Origin of the sequence: Geomicrobium sp. JCM 19037, assembly GCF_000698105.1 — a bacterium.
Classification (GTDB): Bacteria; Bacillota; Bacilli; order Bacillales; family Marinococcaceae; genus Geomicrobium_A.
This window is the reverse complement of record NZ_BAWZ01000008.1, coordinates 32,932-51,945: the sequence shown is the minus strand read 5'-3', so window position 1 is coordinate 51,945 and position 19,014 is coordinate 32,932. Positions and strand designations below refer to the sequence as shown.

The window sequence follows — 19,014 nt, the reverse complement described above, 5'->3', positions numbered from 1 at the left end:
GCCCACCGACTTTCCATATGTCTTGTAACCTAGGCAGTGCAAAACCAATAAATAAACATGCAAATACGACATTAATAAGTATACCCGGCAGCTCTGCCCACACTTCATACATCGGTTCTGTAAATATCCCGTATGGCATGACTTCGTTTCCGGTCACTGCTGTTATAATTCTTCCTAACACCTCAGGGCCAAATAGTAAGGCAAAGAACCCACCAATAATTGAACTCGGCAAAAATAACCGTTGAAGTACGGGAACTTTCAATCGTATCCATTTCCCGATGATGAGAACAATACTAATAACAACTAGTGCAAATCCAACAATCTCTACTGCTTCCATGTACTCACCTTCCTCGCTTTCTCCACATTCATGACTAACAACGAACATGAATACCTTTTCTTTACCCAAACTAACAGGCTTTTAAAACGACATCTATACAAAATGCTGGATTTGTATGATTTTACCTACAAAAAAAGGAAGAAAGCCGGTCAATAAATCCGGCTTTCTTCCTTTATAATGGTTGTTTTTTTGCTTCATATTCACGAATGTCATTTATATATTGTAAAGTGAGTCCAATTTCATCTAATCCATGAACCATCATATTTTTCCAATATGCATCAATGTCAAATGGATGCCTTTCTCCTGAAGGATCTTCAATATATTGATCATCAAGGTTAATGAGTAATTCAAATGACTTGTTTTCACTCGCTTTCAACCACTCTCTCACCTGTTCGCTTTCAATCCTTATCGGCAGCAATCCGTTTTTAAAGCTGTTGTTATAGAAGATATCACCGAAACTTGGTGCAATGACAACGCGAAAGCCATAGTCTTGAAGTGCCCACGCTGCATGTTCTCGGGACGAACCACAACCAAAGTTTTCATCAGCTAACAAAATTGTCGCACCTTCAGCACTCGGATGGTTAAGCGCAAAATCTGGATTTGGGACTCATCATCGAGAAAGCGCCAATTATAGAATAGAAATTGACCAAAACCAGATCGCTCCACACGCTTTAGAAATTGCTTTGGGATAATCTGGTCGGTATCAATATTCACAAAAGGGAGAGCCGCTGTATTTCCTTTATGCGTAGTGAATTTCTCCACGTTTATCGCCTCCTTTTTCCTTACGTAACCTGCTCTGCTTCGAGCTTTCTTACATCAACAAAATGACCGTGAACCGCTGCAGCTGCAGCCATAACCGGACTCATCAAATGCGTACGGGCATTTTTCCCTTGTCGTCCTTCGAAATTACGATTCGATGTAGAAGCACAGCGCTCACCTGCAGGTACTTGGTCAGGGTTCATTCCTAAACACATGCTACATCCGGCATCTCGCCACTCAAAACCGGCTTCAATAAATAATTCCGCAAGCCCTTCTGCTTCTGCCTGGCGTTTTACTTGCATACTACCAGGTACGACGAGGCACGAACGTCTGGCTTTACTTTCTTTCCTTTAATATAGCGCGCGGCTTCGCGAAGATCGCTAATTCGCGCATTTGTACATGAGCCTAAAAATACGTGTTGAATTTCAACGTCTTCCATCCTTGTTCCAGGAGAGAGACCCATATACGCTAGTGATTGTTCGATCGCTCTTCGCTCAGCATCACTTTTTGCATCTGTAGGAGACGGAACGACACCGTCAATCGCAATTCCTTGACCTGGGTTCGTTCCCCACGTCACCATCGGCTTCACTTCATCTGCAGACAATGTGAGCGTCTCGTCAAACGTTGCACCTTCATCGGTAGCTAGCGCTTTCCACTCTTTGACCTTTTGTTCGTAATCATCACCTTTCGGGACATTTACACGCCCTTTCAAGTAATCAAACGTCACTTGGTCAGGGCTAATTAATCCTGCTCTCGCCCCTCCTTCAATTGACATGTTACAAATGGTCATTCTCTCTTCCATTGTAAGTCCACGAATCGCTTCACCCCGGTACTCGACCACATGTCCTGTTCCAAAATTCACACCGTACTTAGCAATAAGCGCCAAAATAATATCTTTTGCACTCACACCACTGTTAAGACGGCCATCAATGACAACCTCCATCGTCTTTGGCCGACTTTGCCATAAAGTTTGGGTCGCCATCACGTGTTCAACTTCACTCGTACCAATACCAAAAGCTAAAGCGCCAAATGCACCGTGTGTAGACGTGTGACTATCCCCGCAAACGATTGTTTTTCCTGGTTGAGTTAATCCAAGCTCCGGTCCAATAATATGAACAATCCCGTTGCTCGGACTATCGAGGTCAGCGAGCTCTACCCCAAACTCTTCACAGTTTTTAACGAGCACATCAATTTGTTTTTTTGCAATCCGATCGGTGATCGTTCTTCGATCTTCTGTAGGGATATTATGGTCCATCGTTGCAAACGTCAAATCCGGTCTACGAAGAGATCGATTATTCATACGTAACCCTTCAAAAGCTTGCGGAGACGTGACTTCATGAACAAGATGGAGATCAATATACAACAAATCAGGCTTCCCTTCTTCTTGAGTGACCGTATGTTGATCCCAAACTTTTTCAATGATCGTTTTTGCCATCTTTCTTCCCCTCCTTATGCTAACGCTTGAATGACCGCTTCAGTCATTTCTTTTGTCGTATGCGCTTTTGTTTCGTTCCGTTGAAGATCTTTCGTTCGATACCCTTGTTCGAGCACAGAAAGAATTGCTCGTTCTACTTGCTCTGCTTCTTCTGCAAAACCAAATCCATATTTTAATAGCATGGCAGCTGACGAAATTGCAGCCAATGGGTTCGCCAATTCTAAACCAGCAATGTCAGGGGCCGAGCCATGGATCGGTTCAAACACACCGGGTCCAGTTTCACCAAGACTTGCTGATGGCAATAACCCGAGAGACCCTGTCAGCATGGACGCTTCATCGCTTAAAATATCTCCAAACATATTTTCTGTAAGAATGACATCGAATGAGGACGGGTTCTGAATGAGCTGCATTGCTGCGTTATCTACGAGCATATGCGACAAAGAAATATCGGGATGGTTTGCGACTCTTTCTTCAACCACCTCGCGCCACAATCTGCTTGACTCCAATACGTTAGCTTTATCCACAGATACGATCCGCTTGCTACGAAGAGCAGCCGCATCAATGGCACGTTCCGTAATCCGATCAATTTCTGATACCGAGTACGTGAGTGTGTCGACAGCATACACTTCTCCGTTGTCTTCTTTTCGTTCATGATCACCGAAATAAATGCCTCCGGTCAGTTCCCTCACGATTAAAACATCGACATCTTTAACGACTTCACGCTTTAATGGAGAGGAATCCAGTAAAGGAGCGTACGCCTTTACTGGTCGCAAGTTCGCAAACAACCCTAATTCTTTCCGCATTTTGAGCAAACCTTTTTCCGGACGTTTTGCCACATCAATTCCATCCCACTTCGGACCACCAACAGCCCCAAGCAAAATCGCGTCGCTTCCTTTACATAGCTCTTCGGTTTGCTTAGGAAAGGGGTCTCCCGTTTCATCAATGGCAGCACCTCCGATGCTCCCATAGGAAAACTCAAACTGGTGATCCCGCTTTTTTGCTACGGTTTGTAACACAGCAACTGCCGCTTCTGTCACTTCCGGTCCAATGCCATCTCCAGGCAATACTGCTATTTTTTTCACGCTCATTACTGCACCCTCACTTCTATGACTTTACCGGTTGCTCAGCGGATTGCTTCGCAGGATTTCCAAGTAGGATTCGGTTTACTGCATTCAAATAGGCATATGCGGAAGCTTCTAGCACATCATGCGCCGTACCTCTTCCAAGTGACGAATCATCCTTATACGTAAGGTGAACAACCACTTCAGCTAGTGCGTCTTCTCCACCGCTTACCGATTGAATACGGTAATCATCAAGTCGGATCTCTTCTCCGATGATCCGAGCCAACGTGTTGTACACCGCCTCAACACTCCCTTTACCCGTTGCCGCTTCTTCAACCGTTTCACCGTTCGGTGTTTTTACGATGACTGTTGCCGTCTGGATGACGTTCGCTTGCGTCGCTACGTTTACTTGCAAGCTTTGCAGTTCATATTGACCGACTGGACTGCCAGCCTTGTCAGCAGCCATTAGCGCGAAGATATCATCATCGGTAACATTTTTCTTTTTGTGGGCAAGTGCCTTAAACGAGGCGAATACTCGCTTTAACTCTTCATCTGTCGGATCAAACCCAAGTTCAACGACTTATTTCGAAAGGCATGCTTACCTGAAAGCTTACCGAGAACGAGTTTATTCTTCTCAACACCGACAAGTTCTGGTGTAATGATTTCATACGTGGTGCTCTCTTTTAAAACTCCGTCTTGGTGGATCCCGGATTCGTGAGCAAATGCATTAGCGCCGACAATGGCTTTATTACCAGGAACGACGGTACCACTCAACGTGCTCACTAGGTTACTCGTTCGCTTGATTTCAGAAAGTACTAGGTTTGATGATCTTTGGTAATGGTCTTTTCGGATATGCAAAGCGACGGCAATTTCTTCGAGTGAAGCATTGCCTGCCCGCTCTCCTAAACCGTTTATCGTACATTCCACTTGGTCAGCTCCACCTTCAACAGCTGCAAGTGAATTGGCAACTGCCATTCCTAAGTCGTCGTGACAATGACTTGAGAGTTTAATCTTTTCGACGCCTTTTACGTTGTCTTTCATGTGTTTAAACATGGCGCGAATTTCATTCGGCGTTGTATACCCAACTGTATCCGGTAAATTGATGACGTCAACACCCGCTTCAATGACCGCTTCAGAAATTCTCGTTAAAAATCCCCAATCCGTCCGACACGCATCTTCTGCTGAAAATTGGACCGTCTTGAACAACGTCTTTGCGTATTTAACAGCTTCTACAGCAGAAGCCAATACTTCATCTTGGGTCATGAACAATTTGTGCTTAATATGAACGTCAGACGTTGCGATAAACAAATGAATTCTAGGCGCTGCAGTGTTTTTCAGAGCGTCATAGGCAATGTCGATGTCTTGCTTTTTCACTCGCGACAGACCGGTCACCGTACTATTTTTTACTGTTTCTGCAATTTGCTTGACGGATAAAAAGTCGCCTCATTGGAAGCCGGAAAACCGGCTTCAATGATATCAACACCTAGACGGTCGAGCTGCTTTGCAATTTCCAATTTTTCGTCACGATTTAAATTCAAACCCGGTTGCTGTTCACCGTCTCGTAAAGTCGTGTCAAAAAACTCAACTGCCCGCACGTGATACCACTCCTTTTTGGTCTTGTTTAACAAACGGCATCATCTCTCGAAGTTTTTGACCAACTTCTGTCAGCTGGTGCGCATGTTCACGATTATTAATGGCATTAAATTGTGGACGATTCGCTTGGTTTTCTAAAATCCACCCTTTAGCAAACTTCCCTGTTTGAATGTCATCAAGGATTTCTTTCATGGCTTGTTTCGTATCATCCGTTATAATTCGAGATCCAGCTTGGAAGTCACCCCACTGTGCAGTATCTGAGATCGAGTACCTCATGTACTCCAAACCGCCTCATACATCAGGTCAACAATAAGTTCAATTCGTGTAAACATTCAAAGTATGCGACTTCTGGTTGGTATCCTGCTTCAACAAGTGTTTCAAAACCAGCTTTTACTAGTGCCGACGTTCCGCCACATAAGACAGCTTGCTCGCCGAATAGGTCGGTTTCTGTTTCTTCTTGGAACGTTGTTTCAATAATACCTGCTCGACCTGCCCCTATTTGTTTCGCATAGGCAAGTGCTAGATCTTTTGCCTCGCCATGAGGGTCTTGGTAGATCGCATAAAGTGCTGGAACACCTGCACCTGCTTCATACGTACGACGCACGATATGACCTGGACCTTTTGGAGCGACCATGAACACATTCACATCTGCTGGTGGTTGAATTTGGCTAAAATGAATGTTGAATCCATGTGCAAATACGAGTGATTTTCCAGTTGTTAAATAGGCTTGATTTCATTTTCATAGATTGCAGGCTGCGCTTCATCAGGTAGAGCAAGCATGAGAATATCTGCACGCTCAGCAGCTGCGGATACTTCATACACATCAAACCCATCTTTTTCTGCTTTCTCCCAAGAACGGCCTTTACGGATGCCGATAATGACATTTACTCCGCTTTCTTTCATATTTAATGCGTGCGCATGTCCTTGTGAGCCATAACCGATCACGGCAATTGTTTTTCCTCCAAGTACGTTCTCATTAATATCGTTATTATAAAATACTGTAGCCATCTTAAATCTCTCCTTTAGATTGTGTTATATTATTGGAAAAGCGAGTATTTCAATTCTTGAGCTTGTGTGGTTGAGCTTCGTTTCAAGGCTGTTGCCCCCGTTCGAGCTAACTCCTTGATTCCGTAAGGCTTGAGAAGGTCAATCAATGCTTCAACCTTGCTATGGTCGCCAGTAACTTGAAGTGTGACAGTGTCCCGACCGACATCAACAATGGTTGCTCGAAATGGACGGGCGAGTGTTTCAATTTCTCCACGGTTTTCTGCTGAAGCAACTACTTTTATGAGCGCTAACTCTCGAAGAACAATCGATTCACCCGAAATATCTCTTACTTTTAGTACATCTACTTGTTTGTTCAACTGTTTGACAACTTGGTCAAGCGCGCCATCGCTTTCTACATTCACAACGAAAGTCATTCTTGATATCTCGGGATTCTCGGTCGTTCCAACGGTGATACTCTCAATATTGAACTGTCGCCTAGCGAACAATCCTGTAATCCGGTTTAGTACACCTGACGAATTGTTCACCGTTGCAGTTATCGTTCGAATCACGGCGCAATTCCCTCCATTTCCTGATGACCTTTACCAGGTGCAATCATTGGGTACACATTTTCTTGACCTGTCACTCTGAAATCGAACAATACAGGTCCGTCAATCGCTAGCCCTTTTTTTAGAACCGTTCTTGCTTCACTTGGGTCGTCGATACGATATCCTGGAATGTTATACGCTTCCGATAGTTTCGTGAAATCGGGTTGAATCGGAAACAGTGAATGAGAATACCGTTCTCCGTGGAACAACTCTTGCCATTGCCTTACCATCCCAAGCGAAGCATTGTTTACAATCACAATCTTTACAGGAAGATGCAGTTCTTGAAGAATCGACATCTCCTGGAGGGTCATCTGAAAACCTGCATCTCCTACGACGGCTACAACCGTTTTGTCGGGTTCAGCAAACTGTGCGCCGATGGCTGCCGGAAAACCAAAGCCCATCGTTCCTAGCCCCCAGATGTGACCCAGTGATTGGGTTCATTGAATTTGTAATACTGGGCTGCCCACATTTGATGTTGACCTACGTCTGTCGTCACGATCGCGTCGCCATTTGTTTCCTCGTAAACCATTTCCATGAGTGCTTGCGGTTTGATTGTTTCGTGGTCCGCTTCATACCAGAGTGGGTAGTTGCTTTTGTATTCACCTAACCGCTCGTGCCATTCATCGAAGCGACCTAGTGGTTCAGTTGTTTCATTCAGTAGCTGTAACGCTCGTTTTGCATCCCCAACAATCGGAATGTCAGTCGGAATGTTCTTTCCGATTTCAACAGGGTCTACATCGACGTGTGCAACCGTCGCGTATGGAGCAAAGTGTTCCAGTTTACCCGTAAGACGATCATCAAAGCGAGCCCCAATGTTGATGAGTAAATCTGATTCATGCAACGCCATGTTAGATGCGTACAAGCCGTGCATTCCTGCCATTCCAAGGCTCAAATCATCATGAGCAGGAAATCCTCCCAGACCGAGCAGTGTTGACGATACCGGAATGTTTTGTGTTTTTGCAAAACGTTCAAGTTCATTTGCACCACCTGCATGGAGAACGCCAGCACCAGCGAGTATGACAGGACGTTTGGCTTTCTCAATCGCCGCTTTTAATTTCTTAATTTGCAATCGATTAGGTTGAACGGTTGGTTGATAACCGGGTAGTTGCACCCTTTTTGGATACGTAAAGTTCCCTCGATCGATGGATACATCTTTGGGCAAATCAATGAGTACAGGACCTGGACGACCAGTTGTCGCAATGTGAAAAGCTTCTTTCATCACCGTAGGGATATCTGCGACATTTCGGATTTGAAAATTATGCTTTGTGATTGGCATCGTAATACCGATCATATCCGCCTCTTGAAAAGCATCCGTACCGATGACATTCGTTGCAACTTGACCGGTAATGACGACAAGCGGCAATGAGTCAATCATCGCATCGGCAATGCCCGTCACAACATTTGTCGCCCTGGGCCCGACGTAACGATGCAAACACCTGGTTTCCCCGACACTCTTGCATAACCTTCAGCAGCGTGTATTGCGCCTTGCTCGTGTCTTGCTAAAATGTGACGAATCCCTTTTTTGTAAATCTCGTCATACGTCGGCAGGATGGCTCCGCCAGGATAGCCAAAAATGATTTCAACACCTTCTTCTGACAGTGATTCGAGAACCATTTGACTGCCATTCATCTCTTCGTTGTTCCGGTCAGTTCTCCGTTCATCACCTTGCACTTCGAGATTCGTGCCCATCTCCATCTTCCTCCTTCATACAATTCCTCTTCCTCCAAAGCATCCATCTGTCTACGATAAAAAATAACCTTTTCTCCCCATTGGACATTTAACCAAAGGGGCGAAAAGGTTATTCCGCGGTACCACCCTAATTTCCCGGTTCTAAACAGCAACCGGCTCATTGCGCTAAAAGCGCTTGTTAGTAACGGTCAGATGATAATCCGACCGGTGATAGCTACTTGTTATACATTCACTATCACACTCCGAGGGGAGTTCATTATTAGCTTTCTCACCGTCTCTCAGCACGAACGGCTCTCTGTAAAGAAAGTATTAATAACTACTGGTCCTCTTCAACGTTTTAAATATTGAATTGTACGAATTTCGAATTTGTTATTGATTGATATAGTAACACACCTATGCTTAGAAAAACAGAGTTATTCAACAACTTTTAAAAATTATCCAGCTTCCATGCTCTTTTCGTATACAGGGGTACCGTCATGGGTAACCTTCTCACGAAATGCTTCGGTAAGTTTTACCGTTTCCTTGCCTGGTATACCGTCGCCGATTGTCCGACCGTCTACCTTTACAACAGCAATAACCTCTGCCGCCGTACCCGTCAAAAACATCTCATCAGCTGTATACACATCGTGGCGAGTAAATGGTTGTTCTTTAATTGGATATCCAAACTCATTCGCGATATCAATGATGGCTTGGCGGGTAATCCCTTCCAAAGCGCCGACGTAACCCGGAGGCGTGAAAATCGTTCCATTCTTCACTAAGAAGATGTTGTCCCCAGAGCCTTCTGCAACATAACCTTCATCGTTTAGCATGAGCGCTTCAGGAACGCCTGCAAGGTTCGCTTCAATTTTTACTAGAATATTATTTAAGTAATTTAATGATTTTACTTTTGGACTGAGTACATCAGGACGATTTCTTCTTGTCGCAACACTTACAATTTCAATTCCCGTTTCATATAATTCCTCTGGAAATAACGCAAGCTTTTCAGCAATGACGATGACTTGCGGCTCTCCACATGATCTAGGTCAAGTCCAAGATTACCAACACCACGTGAGACAACGACACGAATGTAAGAATCTTTAAGCTGATTTCTACGAATCGTTTCTACAACAATGTCTTCCATTTCTTGTTGTGAGTATGGGATCTCCATCATGATTGATCGGGCTGATTCATACAGACGAACAATATGATCCTTTAACTTATACACATTATTGTCGTAGGCACGTATGCCTTCAAACACGCCGTCTCCATATAAAAAGCCATGATCATATACAGATACTTTTGCATTGTGTTTCTCTACAAACTCTCCATTCATAAAGATCCACTGCTGTTTTTCTGACATTGCATTCACCCCAATCCCAACCTCTTGTTCACTCAACACGTTCATTTGTTCACCCTAAATGAACACCGACAATATGAAAACAATGTTACATCGTTATCTCTTCGAGGTCAACCGTTTTTTGTCACATAATTTCACAAAGTCAATTTACGTTGACTGCGAACTAGTGTTCGTGTTAAATTGAAGTTATTACAACATCGTCACTGTTTAGGAAGGGGGATGGACGATGCATTACAATGATCAAGTAAAACGAATGATGACGCTTAACTGGAATGATTTAGAGAAACGCCAAACCTTACATCATATAGAATATCGCAAACGACCGTATACCCTCGCAAATCAAAGGGAATGGCACAGACTTGTGCGTGTAATCCAACAGTCTAACGATCAAGAATTGCGCATAGCCGTTTGCAGCGGGAATCAAGGCGATGTGGAATGGCTCCAAGGCCACTGTGTTGAAATGGATTGGCAGAACGAGAGAATCGTCCTCCGCTCAACGCATCGCTACCTCTTTATCTTATTTTCCTCCATTTATTCTATTAGTGAAGTGTAGCATGGACCCTCTTCGGGTTTGTTACACTTTTTTTGTTATCGTTTTTTGTTCGTCATACATTTATTCAACTTCACGTTTTCTTACATAACTACGGTTTTGCTTTACTGTTTTAAACGGAAAAATCACATAGATGCTATTATTCATAGGGTTTTCAGATACAGAACTGAATATTCTTAATTTTATTGACAACACATCATATTGCCCGTTATCATAACAGTATAATGTCGTAGCATGAATATTTCGTTATATTTATAGGAGGGTTCAGATTGGCGCAATTTGTAAATTCTACACGTGCGAATAACTCAGACTCTACCGAACGCTATCCGCTCTTTCAAATGATTTTGCCAGACGGAGACACGCTCGCCGACGATCGAGACATAGACACTTCTTTACTCATTAAGATGTATACGAAGATGCTTCGTGCACGTCTTTTCGATCAGAAAGCGGTCACGATGCAACGTCAAGGAAGAATTGGAACATATGCGCCTTTTGAAGGCCAAGAAGCCGCTCAAATTGGAAGTGCGATGGCGCTATCCGATGGAGATTGGTTATTTCCTACGTACCGAGATCATGCTGCGACAATGACTTACAGTCATGACCTTCTCACCATTTTTCTCTATTGGAAAGGTAGAATTGAAGGGTGTATTCCTCCCGAAGGCATGAACATCCTCCCCCCTTCCGTTCCAATTGCTACACAATTACTACACGCCGTAGGTACAGGTTGGGCTGAACAACTAAAAGGAACCGATCGTGTGTCTATTGCTTACTTCGGTGACGGCGCCACATCTGAAGGTGACTTTCATGAAGGGCTCAATTTTGCAAGCGTTTACAATACACCTACGATTTTCCTATGCCAAAACAATCAGTACGCGATTAGCGTCCCTCAACACAAACAGATGAAATCCAAAACGATCGCTCAAAAAGCCGATGCCTATGATATTGAAGGAATTCGCGTCGATGGTAATGACGTTTATGCCGTTTATACAACCGTGTCAAAAGCGATAGATAAAGCTAGAAACGGTGGAGGACCAACGCTTATTGAGGCCGTAACGTGGCGGTACGGCGCGCATACAACCGCCGATGATCCGACGAAGTATCGTGACCAACAAGAAAGCGAGGCCCGCCGCACTGAAGATTGCTTATCAAGGGTACATACGTACCTATCATTAAAAGGAGCCATCGGAGATGATTGGCTAAAACGAGAACAGGCGATCATTCAATCTGAAATTGACGAAGCAGCCGAAGCCGTTGATCGCTATCCGGATCCAGATGCAACCGTCATGTTTGAACACGTATTTCAAACGAAAAGTGCTTCACTAATTAAGCAACATGAACGCTTTGAAAAGGAGGCCCACCAATGACGAGTCAAACGAGTGCTTCGGAGGAGAAAAAAACGAAAGAAATGACTCTTGTTGGTGCGATCACTTCTGGATTAGAAGTAATGTTACGTGAAGATGAGCGCGTCATATTACTTGGGGAAGACATCGGAACAAATGGGGGTGTGTTCCGAGCTACCGATGGACTGCAACTAGAATTTGGGGAACAACGGGTTGTGGATACCCCCCTTGCTGAATCAGGAATCATCGGCACGAGTATCGGTCTTGCGATGAACGGTTTTTTACCTGTGGCTGAAATGCAATTTCAAGGTTTTATCTATCCTGCCTTTCAGCAGATTGTGTCCCACGCCGTCCGTATGCGTACACGAACGTTAAGCCGCTTCACTGTACCGCTCGTTATCCGCGCTCCTTACGGTGCGGGAATTCATGCTCCTGAACTGCATTCAGACAGTATGGAGTCCCTTTTCACGCACATTCCGGGTTTAAAAGTCGTCGTACCATCAACCCCCTATGATGCTAAGGGGCTGTTAATCGCAAGTATTCTTGACCCTGACCCGGTACTTTTTATGGAGCCGATGAAAACGTACCGTGCGTATCGTGAAGACGTTCCTGTTGAGAAATACATCGTAAACATTGGAGAAGCGAGTGTTCGTCAAACGGGTGAGGATGTAACCGTTCTTGCTTGGGGCAACATGGTACGTCTAGCATTGGAGGCTGCACGTGACACACTTGAAGAAAAAGGGATTCAATCAGAAGTCATTGACTTACGTACGCTTGACCCGCTAGACGTTCCAACGATTATAGCTTCCGTAGAAAAAACAGGCCGGGTCGTTGTCGTCCATGAAGGTCACCAGACGAGCGGCTTTGGTGCGGAAATTATTGCGATGATTAATGATGAAGCTTTGTACTCTTTACGCGCCCCGATTCAACGAGTGACGGGGTTTGACGTTCACGTACCGTTTTTCTCTATTGAACAAGCGTATATTCCAAGTGCCAAGCGAATTGGCGCAGCCATTGAACATGTCATGAATGAAGGGTAGGGGTGTGTATGTTTGAAATGAAATTAACCGACATCGGTGAAGGCATTACTGAAGGTACTGTGGACACCGTCTTTGTAAAAGTAGGGGACTCGGTCTTAGCTGACCAGCCTGTGTTGAGTGTCCAGACTGATAAAGTGACCGCTGATCTGCCTTCACCGGTTGCCGGAAAAGTCGTTAACATCCCTGTTGCAGAGGGAGACGTCGTGCAAACAGGTGCCACCATTATTGTAATTGAGGATCACTCCAAAAAGACAACACCTTCTCCCTCACCAACACAAAATGCTGAGAAGGGCTTCTCCTCCCCTACACCTTCGCGTCTTTTTCGAATGAGGAATGTAAAAGCAGCTCCTTACACACGCAAACTTGCTCGTTCATATGGCATCGAGATTGAAACGATTGAAGGAACGGGTAAAAACAAACGAATTACGAACGAAGATATTGAACGTATACGTCAAAGTAGCGACAATCCAACAACCGATCGTACACTATTGGATACGCACACGAAGAAAGAAACCCTACCTTTCAAAGGACGCAGAAAGCAAATTGCTAAAAAAATGACAACTTCCGCTTACACGATTCCGCACGTCACGCACTTTGACCGGATTGATGTAAGCGCGTTAATTGAAGTGAAAGATGAATTAAAAGAAGACGGTGTTCATCTTTCTCTCACGGCATTTTTTCTAAAAGCCGTATCGATTGCCTAGTAGAGTTCCCTGTCTTTAATTCAAAATTAGATGAAGAACGAGAGGAAATTACGCTGGAGCCGACGATAAACTGTGGAATCGCGACACATACCGATGAGGTCTCATTGTTCCTGTGATAAAGAACGCCGAACAAAAAAGCATTCCGCACCTGCATGAAGAGATGAAACAACTTACCGAGAAAGCGCAAAACAACGAGTGTGAAGTGAGCGACTTACGAGGAGGCACATTTACGATTAGCAATGTCGGTCCGATCGGAGGGTTTATGCAACACCGATTATTAACCACCCCGAAGTCGCCATTCTCGCTCTTCATCAGATCGAAGATACACCGGTTGTGCGTAACAAAACAATCGTCATAAGGTCGATGCTTAACCTGTCACTCTCTTTTGATCACCGCGTTGCCGATGGCTACACAGCGGTGATGTTTACGAACCGGATGAAAAGCTTACTTGAAAAGCCATATCGCCTCCTTACTTCTCTCAAATAAGGAAGAGACGATGAAAAAAAGTGAACCTCAGCCGATGCTAGGGTTCGCTTTTTCTATTTATAATACTATGGGAAAGGGCAAGGGAGAGTGGTTCACATTGTGCGCTAGTTTGAATTTTCTGCGAACAAGTTTACACTTTTTAGCGAATTTAGCGCTCATTTCGTAAAACTTGCGCGCAGTTTGTTTCAACTGGAGCGCAGATTGAATTAAATCGAACACCATACGACCTGTCAGCCCCAGCGGGGCCTAACCGAAATAGGTCTCAATTCGGCGCGCTAGCGCCGTTAGGATTTGGGTTTTCAACTCGGAGATTGGGGCAGGGCGTGCAACTCAATGAGCATCGATTTTGGGCTAGATTGTTGGTCATTTTCTATAATATGTTGAATCTGATTCCATAAACGAAGGTTTGGAACGAGACGTCGATCGATTGGAATTAGAACGAGGCAAACCGATCACTTATGAGTGAATCTGATTCCAATCGATGATCTTTGGAACCAGTTCTTCCGTTCCACGTTCAACATACCGCATGTTTTGGATTTTGGAGTGCAGCACCTTGGCCGCCGATGTTGCACTTGTGCTCTGGAGTGCATAGTAAACACGGTGGGCGATTTCTGACCACCGATGTTGCACTTGTGCTCTGGAGTACAAGAATTCGCCTGTAGCGGAAAGTAAAAACTAACAACGCAAATCAGGAAGATTTAAAGATCACCCTATATAGATCGTTTTGGACGTTGTCTTAATTGATAAAAGCCGCTATATACCAATTATAGATTCCCCACAACACTTTACTTATTATGCCTGTCTGCCCACACAGAAAAACAGCGAGGGGTTCGTACATTCACGACCCTCACTGTTGGTTCGTTTGGATGAAGATTGAAGACACAGTTGATGCTGCTTTTTTATCGTTTTGCCATAACTCCCCAGTCACGTAAGCCATCTTTTTGCCGAGTTTCTCAACTTCGGCATTTACTGTCACATTACCTGGGAAAATGGGACGGTGAAATGTTGTATGAAGATCTACACTTGCAAAGCTTTGGTTGTCCTCAAGTGTTGATGCGAGTGCATACGCCATCAGAATATCGGTAGCACCAGACAAAAACCCGCCCATAACAACCCCATTTCCGTTTACAAACCGCTCATCTGGCGACCAGATGCCCGTGGATTTCCCATGTTCTGCACGTTGTACTATAACATTCATATGCGTATCACACGCAGGCGGTGGACGATTGTGATTGGCGACTTGTTTGAAATCTCGAATTGTAAATGGCTCCATGAATTACTCCTTTACAGACAAAGGTTCCCGGTATCCTTTGCCACGCTTCACACTGGCTGCGGCATCATTATCTTCCTTGTACACCGATTCAAAAAACTCATTCGCTGGCTCGGCTAACACTTCATAGTATTCATGAAATAGGGAAGACGCATGATCACCCACCCAGTAATCTGGGAGCAGCGGTTCAGGAAGTTCTGGGTCTATAAAAAGAAACTTCCGATACTCGTGGACAAGTTTCGTGCGCTCTACAAAGCATTGTTCTCGGTTCATCTTTTGGTTCTTAATTTCGTTTCGCGTAATGATGAACCGCTTACTGTATTCATCAATAAACTGTCGATAACGTTCGTTCACTGCGGCAAGGTCCCAACATTTTTCAACGAGCTCGTCGTTGCGTTCTGGCGTTTGATGATCACCTGTAAAAAAATGGATATATTCTGCAATTCCATAGCGCTTGGAAAGCTGCTGAACTTGATCTTCTAATCGATGGGGTGTGAGCCAACAACTATGCGTCAGTGAGCCAAAACCACTCCACCCTAATTCCTTTCGTAATTCATCTCGGAGCTTGCGTTGGTCTTCTGGAATCGAATAAATAAGCATACGCCATCTTCCGTCCCATTCTTTTTCCACATCATTGAAAATACGCTTTCCTGCTTCTCGCATCCGTTTTTGACCTTGGGTGGTAAGTGAATAAAAACTGCGATTGCCTCTTTTTTCGGCTTGCACCCACCCTTGTTTTTGCATTCTAGATATCGCAGCTCGCACTGCCTGTGCATTATGTCCAAAGGCTTCTAAAAGGCGAATGAGTGTCCCAACCCAAACTTTTCCTCCATAGTGATGAATGTAATCCCCATAGATTGTAAAGATCATGGAGCGTGCATTGACTTTTTGAGACAAAGTATCGCCGTTCCCTTCTTTGAAAGTACGTTTCTCTTATTCTATCTTATGAACTGAGTACCGCACGGTCATTCGCGAGATGGTCGCCACGAATCTTTTGAAACTCATGTAACAGCCGTTCCACCGTGAGCTCTTTCTTCTGGTCGCCTGAAGCTTCAAATATAATCTGTCCTTTATCCATCATAATTAGCCGATTGCCTAGATCTAACGCTTGCTGCATATTGTGGGTGACCATAAGTGTTGTCAGCTCTGTCCCTGCAACGATCTCTTTCGTCTTCTCGGTAATCAACTTGGCGCGAGACGGGTCAAGTGCGGCGGTATGTTCATCCAAAAGCAAGATTGACGGGTTCGTAAACGTGGCCATGAGGAGCGATAACGCTTGACGCTCTCCCCCTGATAAAAAGCCAACTTTCGCGTTCAGTCGATCTTCAAGCCCGAGACCTAGTGTCGCAAGTTGCTCTCGAAATAAAAGTTTCCGTTTTTTCGTCACGCCCATTGAGAAGAATGAACGTTTATGCGTCCGGCTATACGCCATTCCCATATTCTCCTCAATCGTCATTGAAGGTGCGGTCCCCGCCATAGGATCTTGAAACACTCGACCGATTAACCTCGATCGTTCATGTTCTTTTTGACGGGTCACATCTTTGCCATCAATTTTGACAGTGCCTACATCAGGAGTCAAATTACCGGCTATTAGATTCATCATTGTTGATTTCCCCGCACCGTTACTGCCAATTACCGTCACAAAATCCCCTGGTTCTAGTGTAAGGTAGACGCGTTCCAGCGCTGCTTTCTCATCAATCGTGCCTTCATTAAACACTTTATAAATCTGACTTAGTTGAAGCAACGCTCTCCTCCCCTTCGTATTCTCGTTTAATCTTTCTTGCTTTATTATATTTACGCCTTCGCTCTTTCCCATCATCAATCATTTTCGGAATAACGAGCGCTCCGATAACAATGACGGCAGTAATGAGTTTCATATCACCCGTTTCCAAAAACCCAACCCTAAGCGCCAATGCCACGACAATACGGTAAATAACCGCACCAACGATGACCGCAAGCGTAATTTTGAAAATTGAGCCTTTACCAAAAATCGATTCTCCAATAATGACTGAAGCGAGACCGATAATGATCATCCCAATACCCATGTTCACATCAACAAAACTACTATACTGGGTAATCACTGCACCTGACAATGCAACAAATCCATTCGATATCCCAAGCCCGATGATTTTTAAACGGTCTGTATTCGCTGATAAAGAGCTAATCATTCTTGGGTTATCACCCGTCGCTCTAACAGCAAGACCAACTTCCGTCTTTAAAAAGAAATCCGTAAAGAGCTTCACACAGATGACGATCACGAACGCGAGCAATAAAATCCCCCACGTGCTCGGTTGGAACCCAATATTCAATGCACCAAACAAGCTTGCCATCCATCCATCAAACGGAAGTGATGCCCACGCATTGCCAAACATCGTCATGATTGTATCTTCTCGCATCAACGGAATGTTTGGGCTGTTCCCCATAATTCGCAAGTTGATGGAATACAAAGCGATCATCATGAGAATGCCGGATAACAACGGGTTAATCTTGCCTTTGGCATGAAGCGTCCCCGTAATTGTCCCGGCAAGAAATCCGGCGGCGACGGCCGCTACAGTCGCGAGAATCGGCGAGTACCCACTCGTAATCAGAATGGCAGCTACCGCACCTCCCGTGACAAAACTACCGTCAACCGTCAAATCAGGGAAGTTTAACACCCGAAATGACAGATAGACTCCTAATGCCATAATTCCATATAATAGCCCGAGTTCAAGTGAGCCAAAAATGGCCGTAAACATGCCGTTTCACCTCACCTTTTCACTCGTTGATTATGTTGTCAGCGATGGTTTCCCATTCTTCATCCAATCCAGACCCATGCGTTCTGCTGCTCCTTCATTAAAGACAAGCTCTAGCTCTGGTGGGAATTCTACAGATAACGTGGCTGGGTCTTCCCCATTCACGAGTACGTCTGCCGCCATTTCTCCAGTTTTGTAGCCAATATCATAATATGAAAACCCGAAACCTGCTAAACCTCCAGCCTCAACAGAATCTAATTCCCCAACAAAAAGCGGTAAGCCTTCGCTCTCTGCCACACCAATGACCGCGTCAAGTCCAGAAACGACTTCATTATCTGTAATAATATAAATGGCATCAATATTACCAATCAGGCTTTCAGTTGCACTTTGCACGTCTGCTGATGTTTGAACAGTTGCCGTTTGTACACTCATTCCTAATTCGTCGGCAGTCTCTTCAGCAATACTCACTTGATATTCTGAATTTTGCTCGCCTGCATTGTAAATCATTCCAATCGTCTCAATATCAAACTCTTCACTCATCAGTTCGACCGTTTGTGAGATGGCATCTGGATGCAAATCCATCGTACCTGTAACGTTGCCTCCTGGTGAGTCCAAACTATCCACAAGTTGCGCTCCTTCTGGGTCGGTCACCGAGGTAAATAAAATAGGAATGTCCGCAGTTGAGCTTGACATAATTTGTGCTGCTGGTGTTGCATTTGCAAAAATAAGGTCCACATCATTCCCGATAAACGTATCCGCAATCGTTTGCAACACATTCATATCCCCATTTGTTCTGGTCATCATAAGTAATGTCTAACCCGGCATCATCAAGGGCGTCTTTAAATCCATCTGTGGCAGCGTCAAGAGATGGGTGGTCAGCATATTGAACGACACCAATATCAAACGCCTCACCATTCGCTGATGTCGCCTCTTCGCCCGCATCATCTTCGTCTTCTACTTCTTCATCACCTGTAGCATCTCCCGACGCCTCTTCTGTTTCGCCATTCTCCTCCCCTGCATCACACGCCATGAATAATGCAGCAGCAAATACTAAAGACCCCGACCCTAGTAGATACTTTTTCAAATGAAA

Annotated in this window: 11 protein-coding genes, 7 pseudogenes and 1 other annotated feature; of the genes and pseudogenes, 4 read left to right on the top strand and 14 right to left on the bottom strand. The window is 44.6% G+C overall.

Annotated features, from left to right (window positions below):
• Window positions 1–509: 509 nt before the first annotated feature.
• From leuD to ilvE, 8 genes and pseudogenes are all read right to left on the bottom strand, one after another.
• Window positions 510–1,099: pseudogene (gene leuD / locus JCM19037_RS06355) on the bottom strand (3-isopropylmalate dehydratase small subunit).
• Window positions 1,100–1,119: 20 nt separating this feature from the next.
• A pseudogene (leuC, locus tag JCM19037_RS06350) lies at window positions 1,120–2,531 on the bottom strand (3-isopropylmalate dehydratase large subunit).
• Window positions 2,532–2,545: 14 nt separating this feature from the next.
• Window positions 2,546–3,619, bottom strand: coding sequence for a 3-isopropylmalate dehydrogenase (gene leuB, locus JCM19037_RS06345; protein ID WP_042399064.1), 1,074 nt, complete (start codon window positions 3,617–3,619; stop codon window positions 2,546–2,548).
• A 16-nt stretch (window positions 3,620–3,635) separates the two neighbouring features.
• Window positions 3,636–5,187, bottom strand: a pseudogene (locus JCM19037_RS06340) (2-isopropylmalate synthase).
• Window positions 5,174–6,193 (bottom strand): annotated as a pseudogene (gene ilvC / locus JCM19037_RS06335) (ketol-acid reductoisomerase). The pseudogenes JCM19037_RS06340 and ilvC overlap by 14 nt, the downstream one beginning before the upstream one ends.
• A gap of 29 nt (window positions 6,194–6,222) precedes the next feature.
• A complete protein-coding gene (gene ilvN, locus JCM19037_RS06330) occupies window positions 6,223–6,741 on the bottom strand; it encodes an acetolactate synthase small subunit (RefSeq protein WP_042399061.1) in 519 nt (172 codons plus the stop codon).
• Window positions 6,738–8,466 (bottom strand): annotated as a pseudogene (gene ilvB / locus JCM19037_RS06325) (acetolactate synthase large subunit). The gene ilvN and the pseudogene ilvB overlap by 4 nt, the downstream one beginning before the upstream one ends.
• A 93-nt stretch (window positions 8,467–8,559) precedes the next feature.
• Window positions 8,560–8,808 (bottom strand) — a binding site (T-box leader).
• A gap of 92 nt (window positions 8,809–8,900) precedes the next feature.
• Window positions 8,901–9,805 (bottom strand): annotated as a pseudogene (gene ilvE / locus JCM19037_RS06320) (branched-chain-amino-acid transaminase).
• Between the two features lie 223 nt (window positions 9,806–10,028).
• Here ilvE and JCM19037_RS06315 point away from each other — a divergent pair.
• The 4 genes and pseudogenes from JCM19037_RS06315 to JCM19037_RS29915 all read left to right on the top strand — a co-directional run bounded on the left by JCM19037_RS06315 (window position 10,029) and on the right by JCM19037_RS29915 (window position 13,922).
• Window positions 10,029–10,355, top strand: a complete 327-nt coding sequence (locus JCM19037_RS06315) for a hypothetical protein (protein WP_042399058.1) — start codon at window positions 10,029–10,031, stop codon at window positions 10,353–10,355.
• 335 nt (window positions 10,356–10,690) lie between these two features.
• The gene (pdhA, locus tag JCM19037_RS06310) at window positions 10,691–11,716 is read left to right on the top strand and encodes a pyruvate dehydrogenase (acetyl-transferring) E1 component subunit alpha (protein ID WP_042399179.1); all 1,026 of its coding nucleotides are present in this window, start codon (window positions 10,691–10,693) and stop codon (window positions 11,714–11,716) included.
• Window positions 11,713–12,732 (top strand): alpha-ketoacid dehydrogenase subunit beta, encoded by a 1,020-nt coding sequence (locus tag JCM19037_RS06305; protein ID WP_042399055.1) that lies wholly within the window; start codon window positions 11,713–11,715, stop codon window positions 12,730–12,732. The genes pdhA and JCM19037_RS06305 overlap by 4 nt, the downstream gene beginning before the upstream one ends.
• Window positions 12,733–12,740: 8 nt before the next feature.
• A pseudogene (locus JCM19037_RS29915) lies at window positions 12,741–13,922 on the top strand (dihydrolipoamide acetyltransferase family protein).
• A gap of 847 nt (window positions 13,923–14,769) precedes the next feature.
• Here the strand turns inward: JCM19037_RS29915 and JCM19037_RS06285 are convergent.
• The 6 genes from JCM19037_RS06285 to JCM19037_RS26845 all read right to left on the bottom strand — a co-directional run bounded on the left by JCM19037_RS06285 (window position 14,770) and on the right by JCM19037_RS26845 (window position 19,008).
• Complete coding sequence (locus JCM19037_RS06285) at window positions 14,770–15,195, bottom strand: PaaI family thioesterase (protein ID WP_042399047.1); 426 nt, start codon at window positions 15,193–15,195, stop codon at window positions 14,770–14,772.
• Between the two features lie 3 nt (window positions 15,196–15,198).
• On the bottom strand, window positions 15,199–16,062 hold the full coding sequence (paaX, locus tag JCM19037_RS06280; RefSeq protein ID WP_042399176.1) for a phenylacetic acid degradation operon negative regulatory protein PaaX: 864 nt from the start codon (window positions 16,060–16,062) through the stop codon (window positions 15,199–15,201).
• A 73-nt stretch (window positions 16,063–16,135) separates the two neighbouring features.
• On the bottom strand, window positions 16,136–16,936 hold the full coding sequence (locus JCM19037_RS06275) for an ABC transporter ATP-binding protein (protein WP_042399046.1): 801 nt from the start codon (window positions 16,934–16,936) through the stop codon (window positions 16,136–16,138).
• Window positions 16,911–17,927, bottom strand: a complete 1,017-nt coding sequence (locus JCM19037_RS06270; RefSeq protein ID WP_042399045.1) for an ABC transporter permease — start codon at window positions 17,925–17,927, stop codon at window positions 16,911–16,913. Before JCM19037_RS06270 ends, JCM19037_RS06275 begins: the two co-directional genes overlap by 26 nt.
• 30 nt (window positions 17,928–17,957) lie before the next feature.
• Window positions 17,958–18,698 carry an ABC transporter substrate-binding protein gene (locus tag JCM19037_RS06265; RefSeq protein ID WP_052363612.1) on the bottom strand — a complete coding sequence of 247 codons (741 nt, stop codon included), beginning with the start codon at window positions 18,696–18,698 and terminating at the stop codon, window positions 17,958–17,960.
• Entirely contained in the window at window positions 18,661–19,008 is a 348-nt protein-coding gene (locus tag JCM19037_RS26845) for a hypothetical protein (RefSeq protein ID WP_052363611.1), read from the bottom strand. The genes JCM19037_RS06265 and JCM19037_RS26845 overlap by 38 nt, the downstream gene beginning before the upstream one ends.
• Between the last annotated feature and the right edge of the window lie 6 nt (window positions 19,009–19,014).

Coding starts and splice junctions, on each gene's coding strand:
- leuB (WP_042399064.1), bottom strand. CDS start 3,619: ATGAGCGTGAAAAAAATAGCAGTATTGCCTGGAGATGGCATTGGACCG.
- JCM19037_RS06315 (WP_042399058.1), top strand. CDS start 10,029: ATGCATTACAATGATCAAGTAAAACGAATGATGACGCTTAACTGGAAT.
- pdhA (WP_042399179.1), top strand. CDS start 10,691: ATGATTTTGCCAGACGGAGACACGCTCGCCGACGATCGAGACATAGAC.
- JCM19037_RS06305 (WP_042399055.1), top strand. CDS start 11,713: ATGACGAGTCAAACGAGTGCTTCGGAGGAGAAAAAAACGAAAGAAATG.
- JCM19037_RS06285 (WP_042399047.1), bottom strand. CDS start 15,195: ATGGAGCCATTTACAATTCGAGATTTCAAACAAGTCGCCAATCACAAT.
- paaX (WP_042399176.1), bottom strand. CDS start 16,062: ATGATCTTTACAATCTATGGGGATTACATTCATCACTATGGAGGAAAA.
- JCM19037_RS06270 (WP_042399045.1), bottom strand. CDS start 17,927: ATGTTTACGGCCATTTTTGGCTCACTTGAACTCGGGCTATTATATGGA.